Genomic DNA, 16,322 nt, shown 5'->3' with positions numbered 1-16,322 from the left:
AATTTGCCTGGCGGCACTAGCGCGGTGGTCCCACCTGACCCCATGCCGAACTCAGAAGTGAAACGCCGTAGCGCCGATGGTAGTGTGGGGTCTCCCCATGCGAGAGTAGGGAACTGCCAGGCATCAAAAAAATACAAAAGCCCTGCACAATGTGCAGGGCTTTTGTATTTTTGTTCTATGGATCAGCGATTAAGCACAGAATATTCAAACAAAAGGCCATCCTCAGGATGGCCTTTTCTATTTCTGCGCTCTACTCATCAGTGATTAGAGCTTTGCGAGATCCCGATCCCTGTTTGTGACCGCACAAACTGAGGGTAGAAACGCTCCCTTTCTTTCTGTCCTTCCAGTGAGTTATCTGTAATCGAGAAGAACCAGGTACCGGCAAAAGCAACAATCATCGAGAACAGCGCGGGGTATTCGTAAGGATAAATGGGCTTAGCATGTCCTAAGATCTGGACCCAGATAGTTGGCCCGAGAATCATCAATATGACTGCTGTAAGTAATCCGAGCCATCCGCCAATCATTGCCCCGCGCGTTGTCAGTTTAGACCAGTACATTGAGAGCAGAATAATGGGGAAATTGCAGCTCGCAGCAATGGAGAACGCTAATCCAACCATGAATGCAATATTCTGTTTTTCAAACAGAATACCCAACGCGATGGCGACGATACCAAGCAGAACAACGGTGATCTTCGAAACCCTTAACTCATCACGTTCTGTTGCTTTACCGTCCTTGATGACGCTCGCATACAGATCATGAGAGACCGCCGAAGCCCCTGCCAGCGTTAAGCCCGCGACCACTGCTAAGATTGTTGCGAAAGCCACGGCAGAGATAAATCCGAGGAAGAAACTTCCACCGACCGCATCCGCTAAATGCACGGCTGCCATATTATTACCGCCGAGTAATATACCGCTGGCATCTTTAAACGCCGGGTTTGAGCTGACCAGAACAATAGCACCGAAACCGATAATGAAGGTCAAAATGTAGAAGTAACCGATAAAGCCAGTAGCATAGAACACGCTTTTCCTGGCTTCTTTGGCATCATTGACGGTGAAGAACCGCATCAGAATATGGGGTAAACCGGCGGTACCGAACATCAGTGCGAGCCCCAGAGACAGGGCGGATATCGGATCTGAAACCAGTCCTCCCGGGCTCATGATGGCAATCCCTTTAGAGTGGACGGCGACCGCCTGAGTAAAGAGGGTATTAAAGTTGAAGCCGACAGATCTCATGACCATAATCGCCATGAATGTCGCACCGGCCAGCAACAGGATAGCTTTGATGATTTGTACCCAGGTCGTCGCCAGCATTCCGCCAAACAACACGTAGAGTACCATCAGGATCCCAACCAGGATCACTGCGACATGATAGTTAAGCCCAAACAATAGCTGGATTAACTTACCGGCACCGACCATTTGTGCGATCAGATAAAGCGCAACAACCACCAGCGAACCGCAGGCTGAAAGCAGCCGGATTGGTTTCTGTTTCAACCGGTATGACGCGACATCTGCGAAGGTATATTTCCCCAAATTACGCAGGCGTTCGGCAATCAGGAACAAAATGATTGGCCAGCCGATCAGGAAACCGATGGAATAGATCAGGCCATCATAACCGGAGGTATAAACCAGTGCGGAGATACCCAGGAAAGAAGCGGCAGACATGAAATCGCCAGCAATTGCCATACCGTTTTGCAGGCCAGTAATGCGGCCGCCAGCTGTATAGTAGTCCTGGCGGGACCGTGTACGCTTTGATGCCCAATAGGTGATATATAAAGTCGCGCCAACAAACAGCACGAACATTACGATAGCTTCAATATTAAGAGGCTGACGTTTAACTTCCCCGGCGATGCCCTCCGCAGCAAGCAAACTGAACGGGAAGGTGAGGGATAACATCAGTAAAAGAAGAGAGCCGCGACGTGCGATCATGGCTGCACCTCGCGGATAATATCTGCCGTCAGGCGGTCAAACTCGCCGTTCGCGCGAATGACGTAAATTCCAGTCAGCACGAAGGAAATAACGATCAGCCCCACGCCCACGGGAATGCCGCGGGTGATGGTGGCACCGTCATAGAGAGGTGTTCCCAGCCACTGTGGATCGAACGCAATCAGTAAAATGAAAGCGACATACAGAACCAGTGTGATGCCTGACAGAAGCCAGGCAAAACGACTGCGTTTTTGCACCAGTTCCCTGAAGCGCGGATTACTTACAACTCTCTGATAAATGAGATCATTCATCTCAGTGACTCCTGTGAGGCATTGATAGAGTTCACCGCGCCAGGGCGGTGAAAAATTACGACGGTACTTTCATTGATTGTTTTTCTTCCAGCAATTTATCGACTACGCCCGGATCCGCCAGCGTAGAGGTATCTCCCAGATTGCTTGTGTCTCCGGCTGCAATTTTGCGCAGAATACGACGCATAATTTTGCCGGAACGGGTTTTTGGCAACGAATCAGTCCAGTGAAGAATGTCAGGCGTGGCAATGGACCCTATCTCTTTACGCACCCAGTTGCGTACTTCGGTATAGAGTTCTGGTGACGGTTCTTCGCCGTGATTCAGTGTGATGTAGGCGTAAATAGCCTGACCTTTAATGTTATGCGGAATACCCACAACGGCGGCTTCTGCAATTTTAGGGTGAGAAACTAATGCTGATTCAATTTCAGCCGTCCCAAGGCGATGGCCGGAAATATTGAGCACGTCATCAACACGGCCTGTTATCCAGTAATAACCGTCTTCGTCACGACGCGCACCGTCACCGCTAAAGTACATATTTTTAAACGTGGAGAAATAGGTCTGCTCGAAACGTTCATGGTCACCAAACAGTGTACGCGCCTGACCCGGCCAAGAATCGGTGATGACCAGATTGCCTTCGCATGCTCCTTCCTGAGGAACGCCTTCGTTGTCTACCAGAGCAGGCTGAACACCGAAGAACGGCCGCGTTGCCGAACCCGCTTTCAGCTCAGTGGCACCCGGCAGCGGGGTTATCATGAAACCGCCGGTTTCGGTTTGCCACCAGGTATCGACAATCGGGCACTGGCTGTTACCAATAGTCCTGTAGTACCACTCCCAGGCTTCCGGGTTAATTGGTTCGCCAACTGACCCCATGATCCGCAGTGAAGCACGGCTGGTGCCCTCAATGGCTTTATCCCCTTCAGCCATCAGTGCGCGGATCGCCGTAGGTGCGGTATAAAGGATATTTACCTTGTGTTTATCAATAACCTGCGCCATACGGGCCGGTGTCGGATAATTTGGTACACCTTCAAACATCAGGCTGATGGCTCCGCACGCCAGCGGGCCGTAGAGCAAATAGCTGTGGCCCGTTACCCAGCCGACATCGGCCGTACACCAGTAGATATCGCCATCATGATAGTCAAAGGTGTATTTGAAGGTCAGGGCCGCATAGACCAGATAACCGCCCGTGGTATGCAATACGCCTTTCGGTTTACCCGTGGAGCCGGAGGTATAAAGGATGAAAAGCGGATCTTCTGCTTTCATTTCTTCGGGCGGACAATCTGCAGAAATGCCTTCAATTGCATCATGCCACCAGATGTCACGACCCTCTTTCCATTCCCCCTGTTTGCCGGTGCGTTTGAAAATGATGGAATGTGTGATGCTGGTGACCGACGGGTTTTTCAGCGCATCATCCACATTTTGTTTCAGCGGAATGGTACGTCCGGCGCGCAGACCTTCGTCGGCGGTAATCACCAGCCTGGCATTGGAATCGATAATGCGACCGGCAACAGCTTCCGGGGAGAAACCGGCGAAGATAACGGAATGCACAGCACCGATACGGGCACAGGCCAGCATCGCGACAGCCGCTTCCGGTACCATAGGCATGTAAATAGCGACAACATCCCCTTTCTTAACGCCCAGGCCCTTTAAGACGTTAGCAAACTGACAAACATCATGATGAAGCTGTTTGTAGGTGACATGTTTATTCTCGGCTTTCGGGTCATCACCTTCCCAAATCAGCGCGGTCTGATCGCCTTTGTCGCTTAAATGACGATCCAGACAGTTAGCTGCAAGATTCAGAGTGCCATCCTCAAACCAGCGAATATCGACATTCCCCGGCGCAAAGGAAGTGTTTTTCACTTTTGTGAAAGGCTTAATCCAGTCGAGCACTTTGGCCTGTTCACCCCAAAATGCGTCAGGATCTTCGACAGACTGTTGATAATACTGCTGATATTTCTCAGGTGTGATCAGGGTACGCTCTGCTATGGAGGCAGGAATAGGGTGCTTATAAACATGGCTCATGGTTTTTCTCCTTTAATTTGTTAATGATATGTCAATAAAAGGTTGGGTGTAGTTTGCGGTATGCCTTTGTTTGTTTTCTGGGGGACAGATCACGCAAGCGGAGAAAAAACAGCAGGATATATTCATTCGTCATGCGGAGCAGTCCACATAAGCCTGGGAAGTTCAGGAAAGAGATAAAGTTAAAAAATATGATTCTTAATGTGATTATTTGGTTAAAGAAAGCTTAACTCAGGGTTTGGTGTGGAAATTTTCTTATCTATTACGGAACATTTAATATCAGATATTTTAACCTCTGAGTTAATTTCCTTTCATAAATCGCATGTTTAAAGATTAATCTGAGAGTAAAACTCTTAATATTTGCAATTGGCAAATTATTATAACGTTAAATTTAAAATATCAGTATATTGATCTGGCAAGAGAGGGGTGCTCTCTTCGGTACAGCGAAAAATATCGCTTAATAGCTGCTTAATGCTTAATAGCTACCGTTAAATCTCAAGGACTTATTATGTTTAACGCCAAAAGAAAGACACTGGTTATTGCTTTATCTGCCTTTATTTCTGCATCAGCTTTTGCAGATGATACAACGCCTCCGACAGGAGCTGATCAAGGTTCAGGCCGTATTCATTTCACCGGGACGGTTATTAACGCACCTTGCTCAATTGCCGCAGGTGATGAAGACATTAATGTAAACATGGGGCAGGTCGCGAATAAGGTGCTCGAAAGCGGCAATAAATACTCTCAAAACGTGAATTACACCATTCATTTGCAAGATTGTGACCTGACCGCACAGACGGCGGGCACCGTTCAATATCCGGCTATGTCCAAAGTCGCCGTTTCTTTTGCGGGTACGCCTGACAGCAGCGCCGCTGAACTACTGGCCAACACCGGCAGCGCGAAAGGCGTAGGCATCCGCCTGATTGACGCCAACGGTGACCTGCTGAAAGTGGGTGACACCTCTAAAGATATTAACCTGGTCACAGGGAATAATGAGCTGGTATTCGCCGCACGCGTGGAAGCCAATTCTCAGCCTGTTTCAACCGGTACGATCGTTTCTCAGGCAACTTACGCCCTGAACTACAAATAAATATCGCTGCTATTTAGGGGAGTTTTCTCCCCTTTATTTTTCGGCTGTGCCAGCGCCAGGGATTGGTGTGGATTACTATTTTAGTAAGAAGTGATTTTATTATGTCGTTTGCGATGAATAGAACATCGGCTGAAATCAAGAATGTCCTGTGGTTTATTTTTCTTCTGTCAGGATGCTTTATTTCAGTCAGAAGCTTCGCAGTAGAATTTAACGTTAACTTCATTGATTCTGCCGATCGCAATAATGTCGATCTGTCACGATTTCAGGTAGCCGATTATATCGCGCCCGGTGAATACCTGCTGGATGTGGTGCTCAATGGCCGCACGTTCGGCGAACAAAGCGTGATTCACTATATTCCCACTGCGGATAAGAAAAATAGCCGCCTGTGTTTACCGCCGGTACTGGTGGATAAATTCGAACTCACTAAAGACGCGCGCGAAAAGCTGACTTTGTGGCATCGCGGTGAATGCACATCTCTCGATCAGCAGCAGGAAGTCACCGCACGTTACGATCAGGAAAAACAAACGCTGAATATCAGCATTCCCCAGGCCTGGCTGACCTTTCACGATCAAAACTGGGTGCCGCCCTCACAGTGGGATGATGGCGTCAACGGCGCATTGCTCGACTACAACCTGCTCGGCAGCCGATACATGCCGCAGTCCGGCGACAGCACCACCAGTTTCAGCAGTTACGGCACTACCGGTTTTAACCTCGGGCCGTGGCGCGCCCGTGCCGATTATCAGTATTCTTCGTCTCGCACGTCCGGCGCGCCCGCCAGTGATAAATTCACCTGGACGCAAACCTATCTGTATCGTGCGCTGCCTTCTGTGGGCGCACGCCTGACCGGCGGGCAGACCTATTTAAGCTCAGATATTTTCGATTCATTCCGCTTTCTCGGTGTTTCACTCAACAGCGATCAGCGCATGTTGCCTCCGTCGCTGCGAGGTTATGCGCCGCAAGTCACCGGCATCGCCAAAACCAATGCCAAAGTGAGTATCAGTCAGAACGGGCGGGTGATTTATCAGACCAACGTGTCACCGGGCCCATTTGTGGTTCAGGATCTGACCGAAGCGGTACAGGGCGCGCTGGATGTCAAAATCGAAGAAGAAAACGGCAGCGTGACGACTTATCAGGTGACCACCGCGACCATTCCGTTCCTGACCCGCAAAGGCCAGGTGCGTTTCAAAACCGCAATGGGCAAACCGACCACCGGCAGCAGCAATCACGTCTTGCAGCCGGGTTTTTACAGCGGCGAAATGTCCTGGGGTGCGCTGAATGATTTCTCGCTTTACGGCGGTCTGATCAGCACCACCGGTAACTATCAGGCGCAGGCCATCGGCGTCGGGCAAAACCTGCAAAAACTCGGTGCCGTATCTTTTGATGTCACGCGTTCCTCGGCGACCGTACCGGTGGCAGGGAAACAAACCGGGCTGAGTTACCGCGCCAACTACTCCAAGCGGTTTGACTCGACCGGCAGCCAGATTACGTTTGCCGGATACCGCTTCTCGGAAAAAACGTTTATGTCGTTCAGCCAGTACCTCGACAAGGTGAACGGCGACGGTTATTCCCGCGATGACAAACAAACCTACACCGTGACGGCAAATCAGTACCTGCCGTGGCCGGCGATCACGCTCTATCTCTCTGCTACCCACAAGGTCTACTGGAATGAGAGTGCGAGTAACAATTACAGCGTGTCGGTCAGCAAGATTTTCGATATCGGCCGCTTTACCGGCATTTCCGCGACGTTTTCCGCCAGCAAGCTGAACTACCGCGATACCGATGAAAACCAGATGTTTCTGTCGCTCAGTTTGCCGTTGTCTTCCGGGCAACAGATCAGCTACGACGCACAGCAGGATTCGCAAAGTGGTTACTCGCAAACGGCGTCGTATTACAACAGCCAGGATCCGAACAATAGCTGGCGCGTGGGCGCGGGCGGGAGCAGCCCGGATCTGCAAAAAGGTAACGGTGTGTTCCGCGCCAACTATCAGCATATGTCGCCGTACGGTCAGTTCGGTGCGAACGGCAGCGTGAAAAATAACGATTACCGCTCAGTGAATGCCAACTGGTACGGATCGTTTACTGCGACAGCGGCAGGTGCAGCATTGCATCAGAGCAGCGCCGGCAGCGAGCCACGCATGATGGTATCAACCGGCGTGAAAGGCATTCCGATCAGCGACGGTGCGTCAGTGACCAACGATTACGGCATTGCTGTTGTGAATGGCGTGTCCAGCTACCAGACCTCCGATATCCGCGTTGATGTGAATAATTTGCCGGATGACGTGGAAGTTTACAGCTCGGTGGTCAGCAAAACCCTGACGGAAGGCGCAATAGGCTTTCGCAAAATCCGCGCCATTAAAGGTGAACGCCTGATGGCGATAATACGCCTCGCTGATGGCAGCCACCCGCCGCTGGGCGCTGCCGTTACCGACAACAGTTCCGGGTTTGAAGCGGGCCTGATTGGCGACAGTGGTCTGGCGTACCTGGCCGGAGTATCCGGCGAGAAATCCCTGACTGTTCGCTGGGGAGACGGGCAGCAATGTCAGATCCAGGTGCCACCTCAGCCCGTGACATATTCAGGGCAGGTATTGCTGCCCTGCACTTAATAATTTAAACGATTTCAACAAAGCAGATCAGGAAAGGAATAATCCGATGAACAGGTATTTTTTGCGTTTTGGGGCAGCATTACTGCTGATGATTGGCATGACTTATCCGGCTTTCGCCGCCGTCAATCTGGACCGGACACGCATCATCTATAACGCCAGTGATAAATCCGTCAGCGTGATGCTGGAAAACCAGAGCAAAGATCTACCGTATCTTGCGCAGGTCTGGCTGGAGAACGAGCAGGGCGAAAAAATTACCTCTCCGCTGGTGGCGTTGCCGCCGATGCAGCGCATTGATGCTGGCCAGAAAAGCCAGATCCGCATTTTGCAGTTACCCGAAACCGCCGGTCTGCCGAAAGATCGCGAATCGCTGTTTTACTTTAACGTGCGTGAAGTGCCGCCAAAAAGTGACATGGCGAACGTGATGCAGGTGGCGATCCAAAGCCGCGTGAAGCTGTTTTTCCGTCCGGTGGAACTCAGGAAGCTGGTGAAAGGTCACTGGCAGGAACAGCTTCAGGTTGCCCGTCTCAGTGATGGGCTAAAACTGACCAATCCGACACCGTTTTATATCACTGTCGGCTATCTGGGCAAAGACAACAAAGGCAATATCCCTGGTTTTGACAGCGTGATGCTCGCACCGTTCGCCACCGAAAATCTCACCGGCAAGCAGTACGTTAGCCAGCAATACAGTCTGGGTTACATGGATGATTACGGCGGTTTGCAGGTGAACGAGTACAACTGCCAGACACAACAATGTCAGCGCATCAGCAAAGACGCAAAACGCTAAGGAGTGGTGATGGCTGGTATTGACAGATTTCAGGCGGGTCGGATGGTATTTCTCCTGCTGCTGTTGTTTTTTTCCCGCAGTGCACTGGCGCTCGATTGTGTCGAAAAAGGTACCGGTATTGTGGACAAACCGGCTATTCCCGTCGGACAACTGGCGATCCCGGCGAACGTGCCAGCAGGCACGAAAGTCTGGGAATCCAATGACATCAATGTCACGGCCTATTGTGACAATGTGCTGGGTTCGATCATTGATGTGGTGCATTTCTATTTTAATCCCAAATCACAGTCGATTGGTGAAGGGTTGCTGCTGGGCGTCAGTTACAACGGGCAGGATCTGGAGCAGAACGAACAGCGTCTGAGTACCAACAGTACGCCGATCAAAAAAGGTCAGAATGTGACGGTGAATGTCACGTTCCGTCTGTATATCAAAGTCAGCGGAAATGCGCCTTCCAGCGGACATTATCAGGGGGCCGACCAGTTTACGGTTTTCCAGCTTGACGGCAGCCGCGGGATTAACAAAACGCCGGGCGCAAAAAATCTTAAATACAACCTTTCAGGATTACAGGGGATCCGCTTTCTGGCCTGTGGCTCTGATCTGAAAGTCTATCCTGAGTCTCAGATTGTCGATTTTGGTGCAATTCAAAGTACCACGTTGTCCCGATCGTCCGGCGTTTCACTGCCGTTTGCCATTAAAGCGGTAAAACAAGGGTGCCTTGACAACTTCTCGCTGCAGGCGGAATTTTCCACCGCCAGCCCACTGCTGGACAACACCGCGATTGACCTGTCCAACGGCGCGAAGCTGATGCTCTATAACGACCAGGATAAAGCCATCACTTTCAACCGCTATGATGACTTTGCTGAGCTGAACAATGTGAATGAAGTCACCAAAAACTTTACGGCAAAACTGAGTGCGATTCCGGGGAAAACGCTTTCTCTCGGGCAGTTTGACGCATCCGTGATCGTCAAGATCAACTACTACTGACGACGGCTTAAGGAAAGGAGGAAGGCTATGCTAAGAACGGCAAAACTGCGGGCGCAGGCGCTCGAGGAACCGGTTTATAAGGTCCAGGCACCGGAGCTCATCGCAGAGACTCACATTCATGCCCTGCTGCAAACCCTGCGTGAAGATGCTGGACTGAGTAAGACAGAACTGGCCAGACGGCTGGGCATCACGCCACCAGCGATTACCCGTCTTGAGAAGCGGCCGGCTCAGGCCAGTTTTTGTACCTTGTCGCGTTACGCCCAGGCTTGCGGGTTTCATCTGTACCTCTACTATAAATAAGTGAGTTGCTAAATGTATTTGTATTCAAAGACTTTTTTTGAATACACACAATGCAATCGGAGACTGGTTGCTTTCAATCAACAGGGTGCTGTTATCGTATTTCTTCAGTACCAGCGTGTCAGTATGGCCGGTCAGAAAAAAACTGTTTATCAGCAGGAGAGACGAAATCTGCCAGTCCATATTGTCTACACTGTCGATATTAATCTGATTGCTGGTGAGCGAATACGTACTGGAGTTTGTGCTAACGTGAATATAGTCATAATAAATGTTTCTCAGCAATGTTTTCCGTTGAATAACAATCCCATTTTTGTCATACAAATAACCCGTTCCACTGAGTGAAACTAAAATTTTGTGGTTGTCAAGGAAACTGAAGTAGAGTGCGGCAACCAGTTTTGCGGTTTGATTATCATATTGTGCTTCTATGATCATATTTCCACGGCAAGGTATATTAACAGGGAATGCTTCCCGGTTCTTTTGAACGAAAAAACCATACAGGGTAAAGAGTAATATAAATACAGCCGGGATGAACGGGAGGAGGATGCTCTTCTTTCCCTGAAAAATACGTTTTCTATCACTGAACATGCGTGGTCCTGTCATTTGTATAATAGCTTATGCAAATGTTAGCTTTATAATTATCATCGGTAATGCACTGCGCCATAAAATCACGTACTGAGCCAGTATTGATGGGCGAGGTAAAACGCTCACTTTGGAATATGAAAATATCTCCTGGTTTGCAGGTAATATTATTTTTTTGCAGAAATGTCCCGGCCAGTTGAATAAATTCGCGCTTACGGGACGAAATGACGGGCGCGGTTGAATACAAATCACAGGCACCTAGCCTGGCAATTTTCAGCTCTGTTTTCGGATCCTGCAAATCGTTGTACATAATGAAAAATGCCCACACAGTCAAGACTGCCGCCACAAGCAGGCTTATCATAAAGCCAGAGGGGCGATTTTTTATCCTCTTTTCAGGTTGCGTTTTTAGCTGAAGTGATGCTGCCGTCGGCGCGATTATCTCTTCCTTTTGCTCTGTTTCAGTCAGCCGGTTTTCCGGTGTTTTGTTGACCTGCACGTTGTGAACCTGAACTTTCTCCTCAGGAGGTTCATGCATGAGGTAAGGTTCAATAATGATTTCTTTACGGATAGTAAAACCGACCTTGGGCACGGTAACGATAAATTCATCAGGGTAACCCAAAGTGACCACTACTTTGCGTAATTTGCTGACGCAGTGATTAAGATTATTATTACTTGCTATCAGTCCGTAGTCATCCCAAACTTTTTTAAAAAATATTTCACGCTCAACAACGATACCCTGTTGTTCTATTAACAATAATAATATCCTGCGCGCAGGATTAGAAATGGCGATCTTGTTTTCTGAATCACCCGCTAATGAAAGTGTGTTATCTTCAGGGTTGAAGACTATTAGATTTTCAATCAGATAATTCATGTGCATTTCACGCCTCCCTGTTAAGAATATCCTGCCTCCACACATGCTTCATGCAATGAAAACAATGCGCACCCGGCGCGCATTCTTGATTTATATCTCACGCATCAGGTCAGTCAGTATAAACCGTTCTATTTCAAAAACAGATTTCTGTCGTAAATGTTTACAGAGCAGTCGTTCGAAATGTAATGGCGGAAAGCGTGGGGGGAAAAGCATATAAATCACGTACGGATTTTTAGTAGTACGTGATTTTTGATTTATTGCTGCAGATACGGGCCGACAATGTCGATGTGCTGCTGAGAGAAGTCGACAGCAATACGGGCACCCAGAGGAAGCGTTAACATCGGATGGGTATGGCAGCAGTCGAAGCCATCAACCAGCGGAATGTCTTGTCCGTTCAGCACTTCCAGCAGCACATCCGCCGGTTGCCTTCCTGTCCCCGCATTATCGAACAATTCGTGTTTGCCGAGCAGAATAGCGCTCACACGGTCGAAAATTCCGTTCAGTTTCAGCATTGAGAAAGAGCGCTCGATGGTCGCGATATTGTGCAAGCTGTCTTCGATAAACAAAATATCGCCCTGACGGATTTCCGGCATATAAGGGCTGCCCCAGATGCCAGACAGCGTATTCAGATTTCCGCCGATGACGCGCCCCTCGATGCGTCCCTTGCCGTGAAAACGGCAGGTATTGGCGTACAACGTTTTCGCCCTGACCGGCGTGACATCATTCCAGTTGAGCTTTTCATCCGTCCAGTGCTGCGGTAAAGCGTAGCGATAAGGCTCAGAGCGGCGGGTCATCAGGATGTCAGCGAAAGACGCGTAGGTTTCATCAACCAGCGGCGGAAATTCGCCAAAAGAAGCCACCAGCGCCGGACCGTAAAAGGTGATCAATCCTGTTTGCGCATAAATCCCGGCCAGCAATGCGGTCGTGTCGGAATACCCGATGATGATTTTCGGATCAGTACGCAGCGCATCGTAATCCAGATAAGGCAGCAGGGAGTTAGTGTTGTTACCGCCTATCGACGACATTACACAACGCACCTGCGGATCACGGATCAACTGATTCAGTTCTTCGGCACGTGCCTGAATGGAGCCGGAGCGATAGTGATCATATTGTCCGGTCATTGTGCCGGCTTTCAGCACAAATCCTTTATCTTCCAGGAATTTCTTCCCACGCAGATAACGGTTAGGGGCGGTGGCAGTCACCGGTGATGACGCAGAGAAAAAACCAATGGTATCGCCGGTTTTCAATGCAGGGGGGAACAGCGAAAGTTCTGACGAGGGCATTTTACATCCTATAAATCTGCTCAATGTTCAACCTGCAATGTATCAATTCAATTGCAGGTTGAACAGGGGCCTTACAGGATAAACCGGAGGATTAATGACCGGCGGCGATTTCTTCCGCTGGCGCTTTTTTGCCAAACAATTCATTCACTTTGTTCTGGCGTACCAGAATAGCCATTGCAATCACACCGACGATCGCCAGGCCACTTGAGAGGATGAAGGCTGACTGATATCCCCCGCCGTACTGGATTAAAAATCCGGTAATGCTCGGGGATAAAATCCCGGCCAGATTCGCCAGTAAATGCACGAAGCCGCCAGCCGTTCCGATACGGTGTGCCGGAACGATATCCTGCAACAGTGACCAGCATGCCTGCGGTGTCATGTAAGCAAAAATACTGGCGACGGTGATCAGCGCCACGGCGCCTGCGGTATTGCGGGTGTAGGCCGTCATCAGCACGCAACCGGCAGCAATTATCAGACCGGCGAAAATCACGGCTTTACGTGAGAACAGAAAATTACCGCTGCGGCGGTACAGCATATCCGCGACAATCCCGCCGCCAATAAAGCCGGCGGTGGCGCCCAGCCAGGGCAGAATACCGATAATGCTCATGCTCTTAATGTCGAGATGCTGGAAGTCAGTGAGATAGCTTGGCAGCCATGACAGGAAGAAATACTGAATGTAGTTGAAGCAGAAAAAGGCTGCAGCCACCCCCAGCACCGGTTTGGAAAAAACGTAATACCACAGGCTGTGCGCATCATTTTCTCTGGCGCCGTTTGTCACCGGTGTCGCCGGGCGGTCGCTGGCAATCAGACGTTTTTCTTCCTCTGAGACCCGCGGATGCTGCTCTGGCTTATCGCGGAAAAAGGTCATCCATGCCGCCAGCCAGACAAAGCCCAGTGCAGCAATCACCACGAAGGCGATGCGCCAGCCGAAATGCAACCCGACCAGCCCGACAATCGGCGCGGCGATGGCGGCCCCCAGTGGCTGCCCCGCATTGGTGAAGCCGACCGCGCGGCCGACTTCCTTGCGCGGAAACCAGTTGGAAATTGATTTGTTGGTGGTGGTGCCCATCGGGCCTTCGCCGATACCAAACATGACGCGCACGACCAGTAAATGCGCGAAACCGGTGACCAGTGCTGTTGCGCCGCAAAATACGGACCAGAACGCAGCAGCGAAGGCGAAGACTTTTCGCGGGCCAAACTTGTCTGCACTCCACCCGCCAATAAAGCAAAACAGGCAGTAGCCAATAAAGAAGGCGCTGAACAAAATCCCCATCTGGGCATCATTGATATGCAGGTCGCCTTTGATCAGTGGCGCCATCACCGATAACGCCGCGCGGTCGAGATAATTGAGCATGCCGGCAAAGAACAGCAGCAGGGCGATTACCACCCGATAATTGGATTTACGCATGTGCGGCCTCCGCGGTCAGAGAAAGGGTTTTCGAGCTGATGAGGTACTTCTGGATGATGGAAAGTGATGGCTCAAAACCTAGCCCCGGCGTATCCGGCAACAGCATATGCGGTTCAAAATTCAGTAGTGAATAAAGCGTTTCCTGCCACTGAATGTAAGGCACTTCCAGACTCACGCTGTCGTCGAGCGTAGCGACCAGTTGGGCGGTGGCCATCAGGCCGGCACCGTAATAAAAACAGTGCGGAACAACGCGGATGTGGTATTGCTTCGCCAGCGCAAACACTTTCAGCATGGCGGTGATCCCGCCGACTTTACTGACGCTGGGCTGTGCGACGTCAATCGCGCCGTGTTCGAAATGCTCCACAAAGCCCTGAACGCCTGCTGCATTCTCGCCTGCGGCAATACGGGTTCCTTGTTTTCGCACTTCCGCCAGACCGGCTAAATCATCCGGTGGCCAGACCGGTTCTTCCAGCCATCCCAGATTCAGAGAACGTAAAGCCTGCGCCTGTTGCGAGGCTTCTGCCACGTTCCACGGACAGTTCACATCAACCATCAGTTCAGCATCGGCAGGCAGTATTTCTCTGGCGGCGGCAATGGCCGGATAAGCCGTTTCATGCAATTTTATGGCGCGGAATCCCGCCTGCCAGGTACTCAGCACTTTTGCCGCCACACGTTCAGGATGATTGCCATAACTGACCAGGCTGGCGTAAACCCCGATTTTTTGACGTTTCGCCCCCAGCAATTGCCAAAGCGGCTGCTTCCATGCTTTCGCCAGCAAATCCCATAGCGCAATATCCACAGCTGAAAGGGCAAACATCACAGGACCGGTGCGCCCGAAAGCATGAAAGTTCACCTCGGCCTGCTGCATCAGTGCAGCAATTTCCTCAGGACTTTCCGGGCAGGTTTGGCCGAGAAAAAATCGCCCGACTAAGCCGTTCATCGCGGTTTCGGTGAGCGGATTACAAAGATGACCGAAACCTTCCCCCCAGCCGTGTAAGCCGCTGTCGGTCGTGATTTTGATCAGTAATGTTTCCATTCTGGTGAGTTCGGGAGATGCCGCGTTATAGGCATCCGTCTGTATCTCTGGTGTTTTATCCCTGTCGCTGCTGAATGGAATCGCAACGCGCAATACCTCAATTTTGGTTATTTTCATGAGACATTCCTGTTTTATAGAGCCTTGAGGAAACTTATCAGGCTAAGGAATCAGTCTAAAACGCTGGGATATGACCGTTAACGGACGTTGGCCTAACTTTTAAGCAGAATTGAACGGGAGTTTTGTGCAAATGAATGAGGCGGTGAGAAGTAGGTCACGAAAAGGATGTTTTGAAGTTTTCGGATAGCAGAAAGCAAAAAACCCGCCATAGGCGGGTTTCTTTAAATATGGTGCCCGGACTCGGAATCGAACCAAGGACACAGGGATTTTCAATCCCTTGCTCTACCGACTGAGCTATCCGGGCAACGGGGCGCATTAAACCGTATTGGGCCTGTGCCGTCAACGGCTTTGTCATCTAAAACACATAAAATGCGTTCGTTTGCTGCCTTTTCATTCAAAAAAAGCGAATTCGCGGGTCTGAAGACCAGAGTAGTCAGGAAAGCGCGCCATGTTCGCGGCAACGGGCGACGTTCAGCACATCCTCTGCCAGACGGCGGGCGACTTCCACGTCGTTCAGCTGGCGCTTAACCAGCAATTTACTCAGACACCCTTCCAGAATCAGTTCCATCTGCTGAGCGACCATTTCTGCATCATCCGACCCCATTTCCTGCAAAAGCGCCAGAGTATAGTCGTAGGAGGCCCGTTTCTGCTGTTGAGCCAACTGATGAATGGGCGCCTCGCTGTCAGGGAAAAACGTGCAAGCTGCGATAAACAGACATCCAGGATAGCGCTGCTGCCGCACCTGCTCATCCAGCACTTTATAGCGCGCCAGCAATTTCTGTGGCGCTGAAAGAGACTCATCCAGCATCAGCTGACGACGCCAGATATCAATCTGTTCGCCGTGATAACGCAGACTGTCATACAGCAGGGCTTCGGCATCCGGCCAGAAACGGCGTAATTCACTGAGCGGGACATCGACCAGTTCGGCGACCGTTTCCAGTGACAATGTTGCAAGGCCACGTTGTTCCAGGAAATTAAGGGTTTTATCGAGAACTTGTTCACGTAGCACGTTTGCCTCCTCACAATTCG

At 50.5% G+C, this 16,322-nt stretch carries 14 protein-coding genes, 1 tRNA gene and 1 rRNA gene; 6 read left to right on the top strand and 10 right to left on the bottom strand.

The features are described from left to right. Positions 1-6: 6 nt before the first annotated feature. Positions 7-122, top strand: a 5S ribosomal RNA gene (gene rrf, locus AACU55_RS05800). Between the two features lie 135 nt (positions 123-257). On the opposite strand, the gene actP is transcribed toward rrf, so the two are convergent. The 3 genes from actP to acs are packed head-to-tail and all read right to left on the bottom strand — an operon-like array spanning position 258 to position 4,250. Next, positions 258-1,892 (bottom strand): cation/acetate symporter ActP, encoded by a 1,635-nt coding sequence (gene actP, locus AACU55_RS05795; RefSeq protein ID WP_167686169.1) that lies wholly within the window; start codon positions 1,890-1,892, stop codon positions 258-260. Positions 1,893-1,921: 29 nt separating this feature from the next. Next, positions 1,922-2,233 (bottom strand): DUF485 domain-containing protein, encoded by a 312-nt coding sequence (locus AACU55_RS05790; protein WP_013573722.1) that lies wholly within the window; start codon positions 2,231-2,233, stop codon positions 1,922-1,924. A 55-nt stretch (positions 2,234-2,288) separates the two neighbouring features. Beyond that, on the bottom strand, positions 2,289-4,250 hold the full coding sequence (gene acs, locus AACU55_RS05785; RefSeq protein WP_037034316.1) for an acetate--CoA ligase: 1,962 nt from the start codon (positions 4,248-4,250) through the stop codon (positions 2,289-2,291). A 505-nt stretch (positions 4,251-4,755) separates the two neighbouring features. On the opposite strand from acs, the gene AACU55_RS05780 reads away from it, so the two are divergent. From AACU55_RS05780 to AACU55_RS05760, 5 genes are all read left to right on the top strand, one after another. Beyond that, entirely contained in the window at positions 4,756-5,334 is a 579-nt protein-coding gene (locus AACU55_RS05780) for a fimbrial protein (protein ID WP_134706817.1), read from the top strand. A gap of 101 nt (positions 5,335-5,435) precedes the next feature. Continuing rightward, positions 5,436-7,937, top strand: a complete 2,502-nt coding sequence (locus AACU55_RS05775) for a fimbria/pilus outer membrane usher protein (protein ID WP_134706816.1) — start codon at positions 5,436-5,438, stop codon at positions 7,935-7,937. 46 nt (positions 7,938-7,983) lie between these two features. Beyond that, positions 7,984-8,721: a fimbrial biogenesis chaperone gene (locus AACU55_RS05770; RefSeq protein ID WP_037034313.1), complete on the top strand. Its 738-nt coding sequence runs from the start codon at positions 7,984-7,986 to the stop codon at positions 8,719-8,721. Positions 8,722-8,730: 9 nt separating this feature from the next. Further along, on the top strand, positions 8,731-9,702 hold the full coding sequence (locus AACU55_RS05765; protein WP_013573727.1) for a fimbrial protein: 972 nt from the start codon (positions 8,731-8,733) through the stop codon (positions 9,700-9,702). Positions 9,703-9,729: 27 nt separating this feature from the next. Then, positions 9,730-10,002 carry a helix-turn-helix domain-containing protein gene (locus tag AACU55_RS05760; protein ID WP_013573728.1) on the top strand — a complete coding sequence of 91 codons (273 nt, stop codon included), beginning with the start codon at positions 9,730-9,732 and terminating at the stop codon, positions 10,000-10,002. Positions 10,003-10,026: 24 nt separating this feature from the next. Here AACU55_RS05760 and AACU55_RS05755 read toward each other — a convergent pair whose 3' ends face one another. From AACU55_RS05755 to dicD, 7 genes are all read right to left on the bottom strand, one after another. Beyond that, a complete protein-coding gene (locus AACU55_RS05755; RefSeq protein ID WP_037034311.1) occupies positions 10,027-10,584 on the bottom strand; it encodes a FidL-like protein in 558 nt (185 codons plus the stop codon). After that, positions 10,574-11,449: a winged helix-turn-helix domain-containing protein gene (locus AACU55_RS05750; RefSeq protein WP_231576039.1), complete on the bottom strand. Its 876-nt coding sequence runs from the start codon at positions 11,447-11,449 to the stop codon at positions 10,574-10,576. The genes AACU55_RS05755 and AACU55_RS05750 overlap by 11 nt, the downstream gene beginning before the upstream one ends. A 254-nt stretch (positions 11,450-11,703) precedes the next feature. Beyond that, complete coding sequence (locus AACU55_RS05745; RefSeq protein ID WP_013573731.1) at positions 11,704-12,732, bottom strand: S66 family peptidase; 1,029 nt, start codon at positions 12,730-12,732, stop codon at positions 11,704-11,706. A gap of 91 nt (positions 12,733-12,823) precedes the next feature. After that, positions 12,824-14,140: an MFS transporter gene (locus AACU55_RS05740; RefSeq protein WP_134706815.1), complete on the bottom strand. Its 1,317-nt coding sequence runs from the start codon at positions 14,138-14,140 to the stop codon at positions 12,824-12,826. After that, positions 14,133-15,293, bottom strand: coding sequence for a mandelate racemase/muconate lactonizing enzyme family protein (locus AACU55_RS05735; protein ID WP_134706814.1), 1,161 nt, complete (start codon positions 15,291-15,293; stop codon positions 14,133-14,135). The genes AACU55_RS05740 and AACU55_RS05735 overlap by 8 nt, the downstream gene beginning before the upstream one ends. A 228-nt stretch (positions 15,294-15,521) precedes the next feature. After that, a tRNA-Phe gene (locus AACU55_RS05730) sits at positions 15,522-15,597 on the bottom strand. 129 nt (positions 15,598-15,726) lie between these two features. Continuing rightward, positions 15,727-16,302, bottom strand: coding sequence for a division control transcriptional repressor DicD (dicD, locus tag AACU55_RS05725; RefSeq protein ID WP_134706813.1), 576 nt, complete (start codon positions 16,300-16,302; stop codon positions 15,727-15,729). Between the last annotated feature and the right edge of the window lie 20 nt (positions 16,303-16,322).

The sequence above is a fragment of the Rahnella sp. CJA17(1/100) genome (assembly GCF_963881615.1).
GTDB lineage: Bacteria > Pseudomonadota > Gammaproteobacteria > Enterobacterales > Enterobacteriaceae > Rahnella > Rahnella aceris.
The sequence above is the reverse complement of the archived record's forward strand: the minus strand, read 5'-3'. Positions and strand labels throughout refer to the sequence as shown.